This window comes from Corallococcus sp. AB049A, from assembly GCF_003668885.1.
Lineage (GTDB): Bacteria > Myxococcota > Myxococcia > Myxococcales > Myxococcaceae > Corallococcus > Corallococcus interemptor.
In genome coordinates this window covers 1-2013 of record NZ_RAWL01000742.1, presented here as the reverse complement: position 1 = coordinate 2013, position 2013 = coordinate 1, and the positions used below count along the sequence as shown (strand labels likewise).

Genomic DNA, 2013 nt, shown 5'->3' with positions numbered 1-2013 from the left:
GGGCCCTCCTGCTTGTTGCGCACCATCACGAACCACGGAGCCCCGGCCGTCTGGCGGGGAGGCGCGGTGCGCGTGGGCTCGTCATCCCAGGGCGTCTGGGGGGCCGACGCAGGAGGCCTGGCCAGGGGTGCAGGAGCTGCCACGGCGGACACTGGCGCCGGTGCGGGGGCAGGCGCGGCCGCGGCGGCACCACCCCCCGCCAGCGAACGCTCCTGCGCGCGGATGCGCTCCACGTCGGCGAGCGACACCACACGGGTGCTCTCCTCCTCGGCGGGCCCTTCCACGGTGATGACGTTCTGGCAGTTCTTGCAACGGACCTTGACCGTCTTGCCGCGGACCTTCTCGTCCGCAATGGAGTACCGCTTCTGGCAATTGTCGCAGGTGAAGTTCAAAGGGGGCGTCCGGCTCTCGGGGGAAACCGGCGGGGATGCTACCGCCAGAAATCTCCCGCGCAAACACACGGTTGACTCTGTTCTTCGGCCCAACTATTCAGCCGCCCTCGGTTTCACTCCAGGCTTCTACGAGGGTGGCGCATGCCGGCGAAGGATCTCGGGACCAAGCACTCGTGCTTCAAGTGCGGGACGAAGTTCTACGACATGAAGAAGCCGGACCCCATCTGCCCCAAGTGCGGGGCGGATCAGCGGGAGAACGTGGTCGCCAAGCCCACCGAGGGCCGGCGTGGCCGCCTGGCCGCGGCTCCGAAGGTCATCGAGCCCGAGCCCGAGGAGACGCCCGCGGCCGAGGAGGACGAGGAGAACCTCGACACCTTCGGTGAGGACGAGGACGCCGAGCCGGGCGCCGAGCCCGCCGAAGACGACGACATCTAGGGTCTGCCTCGCGGTGGAAGTCCCGAGGGCCCCCCGATTCGTTCGGGCGGGCCCTTTTGCCGTTTCCCTCCTCGCCAGGACTGGGGGTTGGGAAGACGGCGCTCCCGGAGCGGGGACCCGGAAGGGGCCCGCGCCGCTCAGGGGACACGTCAGGACCTCAGGTGCCGCTCAGACGCTCGTGGGACGACACCAGCGACAGCTCGGTGAGCGCGCTCTCGATCTTCTCGTAGAGGTTGGGCCCCATCTCCTGCATGCCCACCGGCCGGGCGCCCTTGCGGCGGCCCCCCAGGGACAGGGGCCCGGTCTCCGCGGGCACGGCGGATTGCTTCCTGGACTGATGCATGGTGACTCCCCCTCAGGCGGAAGTGTTGGCTTCCACGAAAGCAATTTTGCCACCAAGACAGAAGTCTGAACAGGGGGCGTGCTTCCAGGCACTTATACGCGCCCCCTGGCCGGGTATTTCATCGGGCCGGCCGTGGACGCGACACCCCTGTCAGGGGCGCCCTATTTCGCGGAACCGGCCTGACGCAGCGCATCCACACCCCAGGTTTGATCGACCTGGACGGTCTCCCCCGCGCGGACGGTGACGGTCCGGGAGGTCTCCGGCAGCCGGTCGTGCCAGAAGACGAGCGTGTGGGCCCCTTCGGGGACGCGCATCCGGAAGCGCCCGTCCGGGGTGGTGGTGGTGAAGTACGGGTGGTTGAAGGTGCGGACCACCGCGCGCATCCACGGGTGCACGTCGCAGCGGACCTGGACGGTGCCCGGTTCCGCGGGCAGGGGGCGGCGCAGGGTCATCCCCTCCAGGGGCATGGCCACGTTGAAGACGGAGCGGTTCGTCCCGGCCTGGGCGCGCACGTTGTGTACCAGCGGGTCGGAGTTGCGCAGCACCAGCTCACCGCCGGCCTTCGCCGCGAGCGTGGGCGGTTCATAGTGGCACTGCTTCTGGTCCAGCACCGGCTGGGGCGCGGGCGCGTCCGGGACGGGGAGCGCGGCGCCGTCCTGGAGCGAGACGACGGCGTGCGCCAGGGCGCCCTCCCCTCCCACCACGAGCGAGCGGTCCTCCGCCTGGTCGCCGCACACGCTGGCGACGGTGGCGGAGGTCGGCGCGCTGGAGGCCTGGGGAGGCGTCCCGGTCAGCAGCACCCGCCCCTCGATTTCGCCCCACTTCACGGGTCCGGTGGGACGC

4 protein-coding genes are annotated in these 2013 nt (G+C 70.3%); 1 reads left to right on the top strand and 3 read right to left on the bottom strand.

What is annotated here, in order from left to right; translation table 11 throughout:
• On the bottom strand, positions 1-392 hold a 392-nt coding region (locus D7X55_RS38925; protein ID WP_199747336.1), incomplete at its 3' end, for a zinc-ribbon domain-containing protein.
• Positions 393-533: 141 nt separating this feature from the next.
• On the opposite strand from D7X55_RS38925, the gene D7X55_RS38920 reads away from it, so the two are divergent.
• Positions 534-827 carry a TIGR02300 family protein gene (locus D7X55_RS38920; protein ID WP_120553200.1) on the top strand — a complete coding sequence of 98 codons (294 nt, stop codon included), beginning with the start codon at positions 534-536 and terminating at the stop codon, positions 825-827.
• A 157-nt stretch (positions 828-984) separates the two neighbouring features.
• Here D7X55_RS38920 and D7X55_RS38915 read toward each other — a convergent pair whose 3' ends face one another.
• Together D7X55_RS38915 and D7X55_RS38910 are read right to left on the bottom strand one after the other, a co-directional pair.
• Positions 985-1170: a hypothetical protein gene (locus D7X55_RS38915; protein ID WP_120553201.1), complete on the bottom strand. Its 186-nt coding sequence runs from the start codon at positions 1168-1170 to the stop codon at positions 985-987.
• 161 nt (positions 1171-1331) lie between these two features.
• Positions 1332-2013: carboxypeptidase regulatory-like domain-containing protein (locus D7X55_RS38910; RefSeq protein ID WP_121725669.1), on the bottom strand; the 682-nt coding region annotated here is incomplete at its 5' end.

Excerpts from the sequence above, each read along its gene's own strand:
- D7X55_RS38920 (WP_120553200.1), top strand. The coding sequence starts at position 534 with ATGCCGGCGAAGGATCTCGGGACCAAGCACTCGTGCTTCAAGTGCGGG.
- D7X55_RS38915 (WP_120553201.1), bottom strand. The coding sequence starts at position 1,170 with ATGCATCAGTCCAGGAAGCAATCCGCCGTGCCCGCGGAGACCGGGCCC.